The organism is Staphylococcus sp. HMSC62D11, assembly GCF_001839145.1.
In the GTDB taxonomy this organism is placed as follows: domain Bacteria; phylum Bacillota; class Bacilli; order Staphylococcales; family Staphylococcaceae; genus Staphylococcus; species Staphylococcus lugdunensis.
In genome coordinates, this window is the sequence record NZ_KV840181.1 from 70,217 (window position 1) to 76,216 (window position 6,000).

The window sequence follows — 6,000 nt, forward strand, 5'->3', positions numbered from 1 at the left end:
CTGATAGAATAGTAGCTAGGTTTTTATTGCCATTTGCTTATGCTATTATGGTACTCTTGACTTATTAGAGCGAAATGTTTCATGTTTAACCTATGTTAAATAAATGGTCGTTTCATTGAAGTAATAATGAATGTTGTAGTAAGGAGGAAACGTCGTGGAAGAATTTAAAAAACACTATAAAGAATTATTAGACGAAAGCATTGCTACTGGTGTGCAACCTCAGCTACTAGAAAAATGTGAAAACTACACGAGTGAAGTGATTAAAAAAGATATTTTGCCTGAAGATATTGTGGAAATACATAAGAATTATATATCTTCTCTTAGCTTAGAAGAACATAAAATTTTAGATACATTAGACGTCTTAAAAGAAGTAGTTAGAGGATTTGGCTACAGCTATCGAGATTATCAAAAGTTAGTAAATAAATTACAATTCCACGATAAAGAAATTGATTTAGCTTCTAGATTGCAACAAACTATGTTAAAGGCTGACATACCACAATTTGACAGTATACAAATTGGCGTCATATCAGTTGCTGCACAAAAAGTAAGTGGAGATTATTTTAATTTGATTGACCATAAAGACGGAACGATGAGTTTTGCGATTGCAGATGTCATCGGTAAAGGTATTCCAGCCGCATTAGCTATGAGTATGATCAAATTTGGTATGGACTCATATGGGCACTCTCAATTGCCAAGTGATGGATTGAAGCGACTAAATCGAGTTGTTGAAAAAAATGTTAACCAAAATATGTTTGTAACTATGTTCTATGGTTTATATGAGGAAATGAATCATTTACTATACTGCAGCTCGGCGGGGCATGAGCCAGGTTATATTTATCGAGCGGAAACCGAGGAATTTGAAGAAATTGAAGTGCGTGGTCGCGTATTGGGTGTAAGTCAAAATACACGTTATCACCAACAAGAAATTGCAGTTAATCTCAATGATTTAATCATTATCTTTACCGATGGCGTAACCGAAGCTCGAAACTCAATGGGTGAGTTTATTTCAAAAAAGGACTTATTAAATCTAATTCATAAATATAAACATATGCATCCGCAAGATATTGTACAATTACTATATGAAGCAATTTTAAAAATACAAAATCCGAACAAGCGTGATGATATGACAATTTTGATTATCAAAAGAGTAAATTAGCATAAAAAATTGTGGTTATAACAATATTGTTGTGGGTATAAATAGAGCGTATGTATTTTGTGAAATGAATTTATTTAGGAGTGTAAATATATGAACCTTAATGTAGAAACTCAATCATTTGAAAAATATTATGAAGTTAATGTAGCTGGTGAACTGGATGTCTATACAGTACCAGAATTGGAAGAAGTTTTAGTTCCAATGCGACAAGAAGGAGATAAAGATATTCACGTAAATTTAGCAAATGTGAGTTATATGGACTCTACTGGTCTGGGCTTATTTGTTGGAACACTAAAAGCATTAAATCAACATAATAAAGAACTTTATATTTTAGGCGTGACAGATCGAATTAGTAGACTTTTTGATATTACAGGATTAAAAGATTTAATGCATGTTAATGAAGGGACGGAGGTTGAATAAAATGCTTGGAAATCACGATTATATTGAAATGAGATTACCAGCTTCAGCTGAATATGTAAGCTTAATTCGCTTAACGTTGTCGGGCGTGTTTTCCAGAGCAGGTGCATCATATGATGATATAGAAGACGCCAAAATCGCTGTGAGTGAAGCGGTGACCAATGCAGTAAAACATGCTTATAAAAACGAACAAGAAAACGGTAGAATAAATCTTTGCTTTGAAATTCTAGAAAATCAAATTAAAATCGTTATTTCCGATCAAGGAGAAAGCTTTGATTATGAAGCAACTAAAGCAAAATTAGGGCCATATAATAATAATGAGAATATTGACTTTTTACGTGAAGGTGGGCTAGGTTTATTTTTAATTGAATCTTTAATGGATGAAGTTACTGTCTGTAAAGAATCTGGTGTTACGATCAGTATGATTAAGAATATAAAAAAAGAGCAGGTGCCAAAAAATGACGAAAGAGTCGAAATCAATTAATGACACTTCACCTGAACAAATAAACCAATGGATTAAAGAGCATCAAGAAGACAAGAGTACAGAAGCCCAAGATAAATTGGTGAAACATTATCGCAAGTTAATTGAATCACTTGCTTACAAGTATTCTAAAGGGCAATCACATCATGAAGATTTAGTTCAAGTGGGAATGGTTGGATTAATAGGTGCAATCAATCGATTTGATATTTCGTTCGATCGAAAATTTGAAGCATTCTTGGTGCCAACTGTTATTGGTGAAATCAAACGATATTTAAGAGACAAGACATGGAGTGTACATGTGCCTCGACGTATTAAAGAGATTGGACCTAGAATTAAAAAAGTTAGCGATGAGTTAACAAATGAACTAGAACGATCACCTTCTATTACAGAAATTGCAAATAGACTTGAAGTTACAGAAGAAGAAGTGCTTGAAGCAATGGAAATGGGGCAAAGTTACAATGCGCTAAGTGTTGATCATTCGATTGAAGCTGATAAAGATGGGTCAACAGTAACTTTATTAGATATCATGGGTCAGCAAGATGATAATTACGACTTGACCGAAAAAAGAATGATTTTAGAACGTATTTTACCTATTCTATCTGAGCGTGAACGAGAAATTATTCAATGTACATTTATAGAAGGTTTGAGTCAGAAAGAAACTGGCGAGCGTATAGGACTGAGTCAAATGCATGTATCACGACTACAACGGACGGCAATAAAAAAATTACAACAAGCTGCAAAACAATAAAAGCAGAGACCATCATTTGTAAAGGTCTCTGTTTTTTCTATGAATATCTTTTAAATCAGAAGATGATATCAATATATGTTAAAATAAGCATGAATTACTAGAAAAGTGTGGTAAAACAATGGACAATCAATTAATTGCAACTATCGAACAAAATTATTCATTTTCAAAAAAACAAATTACTGCAGTATTATCGTTATTAGAAGATAATAATACAGTCCCTTTTATTGCTAGATATCGAAAAGAGGCTACTGGCGGTTTAGATGAAGTTGAAATAAAACAAATAGCTGATGAATATCAATATGTAGCACATTTACAAAAGCGTAAAGAAGAAGTGATTAATAATATAGAACAACAGGGATTGCTTACAGAAGAATTAAAACAAGACATCTTAAAACAGACTAAATTACAGCGTGTTGAAGATTTATATCGGCCTTACAAACAAAAGAAAAAAACACGAGCAACCGAGGCAAAACGTAAAGGATTAGAACCGTTTGTAGACTGGTTACTGTTACCTAAACTAGACGTAGATATAACAACAAAAGCAGCCTCATTCTTAAATGAAGAGGTAAACGCTGTTGAAGAAGCTATCCAAGGTGCGCAAGATATTATTGCTGAACGTATTGCAGATCAACCTTCATATCGTACAAAACTGTTAAAAGATGTGTACCATCAAGGGCAATTGGTTACGACAAAAAAGAAAAAAGCGGAAGATGAAAAAGAAATTTTTTCAATGTATTATGATTATTCCGAACCTATTAAAAAAATAGCTAACCATAGAGTTTTAGCGGTGAATCGTGGAGAAAAAGAAAAAATATTGACTGTGAAAATTGAATTTGATATCACGCATATTCAACAGTTTATTGCTAAAAGAGAAATAAAATATCAAACTGAAGCAAGTCGTATTATTCAAGAGGCAATAAGCGATAGTTTGAAACGTTTAGTAATGCCATCAATTGAACGAGAGATAAGATCAGATCTTACTAATAAAGCAGAACATCATGCAATTGATGTTTTTAGTGAGAATTTACGTCATTTATTACTACAACCACCAATGCGTGGTAAACAAATTTTAGGGATTGATCCCGCATTTAGAACAGGATGTAAATTGGCAGTAATTAATCCATTTGGCACTTTTGTTGCTAAGAATGTGATGTATCCACATCCTCCTGTATCTAAAGTCCAAGAGGCAAAAAACATATTATTAAAAATGATTAGAGATTATAATGTAGAATTGATTGCAATAGGAAATGGTACTGCTAGTCGTGAGACAGAACAATTTGTAGCACAAGTTATTCAAGAATACCAATTATCAGTTCAATTTATTATCGTCAATGAAGCAGGTGCATCTGTATATTCTGCTTCTGAAGTAGCTCGTAATGAGTTTCCTAACTTTCAAGTAGAAGAAAGAAGTGCAGTTTCAATAGGTCGTCGAGTTCAAGATCCGTTGAGTGAATTGGTTAAAATAGATCCAAAATCAATTGGAGTTGGGCAATATCAACATGATGTTAATCAAAAAGAACTTGAGCAGGCACTTGCATTTGTTGTTGAAACAGCTGTGAACCAAGTTGGTGTTGACGTTAATACAGCATCAAAATCATTATTGCAATATGTATCCGGCTTAACGGCACCAATCGCACAAAATATTATAGATTACCGTGAACAACATGGTGCTATTAAGCATAATAAAGAAATCAGTAAAGTAAAAAGATTAGGTGCTAAAACATTTGAACAAAGCATTGGATTTTTACGTATCATCGATGGAACAGAGCCACTGGATAATACGTCTATCCACCCAGAAAGTTACCAAGCGACATATCAATTACTTCAGCAACTGAATTTAGATATCAATGAGTTAGGAACGAAAGGACTAAAAGAAAAATTAAGTAAATTAGATGTGAATTCACTTTCTACAAAATTAAATATAGGTATTCCAACATTAGAAGACATTATTGAATCTTTAAAAGCACCACACAGAGATCCACGAGACGAGTTCGAAACACCACTGTTAAAATCAGATGTACTTTCAATAGCAGACTTATCAAAAGGAATGAAATTAAGTGGAACTGTGAGAAATGTCGTTGATTTTGGTGCGTTTGTTGATATTGGTGTTAAACAAGATGGACTGGTTCATATATCTAAACTATCTAATAAATATGTCAAAAACCCAATGGATATTGTAACTGTAGGAGATATTGTTGATGTATGGATAATAGATATAGATGAGCAAAAAGGAAAAGTATCATTAACAATGGTTAATCCAAATGAATAATGACGAATTGCAAAATCTAACTGAAACTATATCTAAGCAGTATTTTAATAAAATATTTGAGCACGAAGCGTATTTTAACAACAGACTAAGAACGACTGGTGGCAGATATATTTTAAAAACGCATAATATTGAGCTTAACCCTATGCAATATAAACATTACGGACTAAAGGCATTAAAGGATATTATTAAACATGAACTATGTCACTATCATTTGCATCTATCTGGCAAAGGATATCAGCACAAAGATAATGACTTCAAAGAACTGAGTGCCAAAGTCGGTGCACCGAGATTTTGTTCTGCAATCAAAAGCTATCAAGAGCGTGCTAATTATGAATACCAATGTAAAAGATGTGGCGTAACATACTTAAGAATTAAAAGAGTGAATATCTCAATCATGAGATGTGGCAAATGTAATGGGAAATTAAAACTAAATCAGGATTATAGAAAATAATAATTGATATAGAGAAAGTCTAATCTTCAAAATTAAATTAGGAAACACTATAGCCATATGTGTGTAATAAAAGCTTATGGTGATTAACAAATTTACTAAGAAGATTAGGCTTTTTTATATTATTAAAAGTATTGACATAAGGATGTAATAATAGTATTATGGATAGCGTTGTGCTAGACAGTAGTTATGAATTTGACAAGTTGTTAAGAAGGTAAAATTAAAGTTAATTTATAATTGACTTTGAATTACAAATCTATTACAATTATTATTGTTCTCGATAGACGAATAAGTTTATTGCGTTTTGCCAGCGGTCGTGGCGGAATGGCAGACGCGCTAGGTTGAGGGCCTAGTGGGAGAAATCCCGTGGAGGTTCAAGTCCTCTCGGCCGCACCAATCATCTATTATATATGCGGGTGTAGTTTAATGGCAAAACCTCAGCCTTCCAAGCTGATGTTGTGGGTTCGATTCCCATCACCCGCTC

The 6,000-nt window shown here is 33.1% G+C and carries 6 protein-coding genes and 2 tRNA genes; all 8 read left to right on the top strand.

Annotation, left to right across the window (positions count from 1 at the left end; genetic code table 11):
- The first annotated feature begins 154 nt into the window (after positions 1–154).
- Entirely contained in the window at positions 155–1,156 is a 1,002-nt protein-coding gene (locus tag HMPREF3267_RS02875; RefSeq protein WP_002461191.1) for a SpoIIE family protein phosphatase, read from the top strand.
- A 90-nt stretch (positions 1,157–1,246) separates the two neighbouring features.
- The gene (locus HMPREF3267_RS02880; protein ID WP_002461190.1) at positions 1,247–1,573 is read left to right on the top strand and encodes an anti-sigma factor antagonist; all 327 of its coding nucleotides are present in this window, start codon (positions 1,247–1,249) and stop codon (positions 1,571–1,573) included.
- A 1-nt stretch (position 1,574) separates the two neighbouring features.
- Positions 1,575–2,054: an anti-sigma B factor RsbW gene (gene rsbW / locus HMPREF3267_RS02885; RefSeq protein ID WP_012990787.1), complete on the top strand. Its 480-nt coding sequence runs from the start codon at positions 1,575–1,577 to the stop codon at positions 2,052–2,054.
- Positions 2,029–2,799 (top strand): RNA polymerase sigma factor SigB, encoded by a 771-nt coding sequence (gene sigB, locus HMPREF3267_RS02890; RefSeq protein ID WP_002461188.1) that lies wholly within the window; start codon positions 2,029–2,031, stop codon positions 2,797–2,799. The genes rsbW and sigB overlap by 26 nt, the downstream gene beginning before the upstream one ends.
- 118 nt (positions 2,800–2,917) lie before the next feature.
- Positions 2,918–5,068: a Tex family protein gene (locus HMPREF3267_RS02895; RefSeq protein ID WP_002478980.1), complete on the top strand. Its 2,151-nt coding sequence runs from the start codon at positions 2,918–2,920 to the stop codon at positions 5,066–5,068.
- Positions 5,061–5,519: a SprT family protein gene (locus HMPREF3267_RS02900; RefSeq protein WP_002478981.1), complete on the top strand. Its 459-nt coding sequence runs from the start codon at positions 5,061–5,063 to the stop codon at positions 5,517–5,519. The genes HMPREF3267_RS02895 and HMPREF3267_RS02900 overlap by 8 nt, the downstream gene beginning before the upstream one ends.
- Before the next feature lie 307 nt (positions 5,520–5,826).
- Positions 5,827–5,912, top strand: a tRNA-Leu gene (locus HMPREF3267_RS02905).
- A 16-nt stretch (positions 5,913–5,928) separates the two neighbouring features.
- Positions 5,929–5,999, top strand: a tRNA-Gly gene (locus tag HMPREF3267_RS02910).
- Position 6,000 lies beyond the last annotated feature (1 nt).

Excerpts from the sequence above, each read along its gene's own strand:
- HMPREF3267_RS02880 (WP_002461190.1), top strand. The coding sequence starts at position 1,247 with ATGAACCTTAATGTAGAAACTCAATCATTTGAAAAATATTATGAAGTT.
- rsbW (WP_012990787.1), top strand. The coding sequence starts at position 1,575 with ATGCTTGGAAATCACGATTATATTGAAATGAGATTACCAGCTTCAGCT.
- sigB (WP_002461188.1), top strand. The coding sequence starts at position 2,029 with ATGACGAAAGAGTCGAAATCAATTAATGACACTTCACCTGAACAAATA.
- HMPREF3267_RS02895 (WP_002478980.1), top strand. The coding sequence starts at position 2,918 with ATGGACAATCAATTAATTGCAACTATCGAACAAAATTATTCATTTTCA.
- HMPREF3267_RS02900 (WP_002478981.1), top strand. The coding sequence starts at position 5,061 with ATGAATAATGACGAATTGCAAAATCTAACTGAAACTATATCTAAGCAG.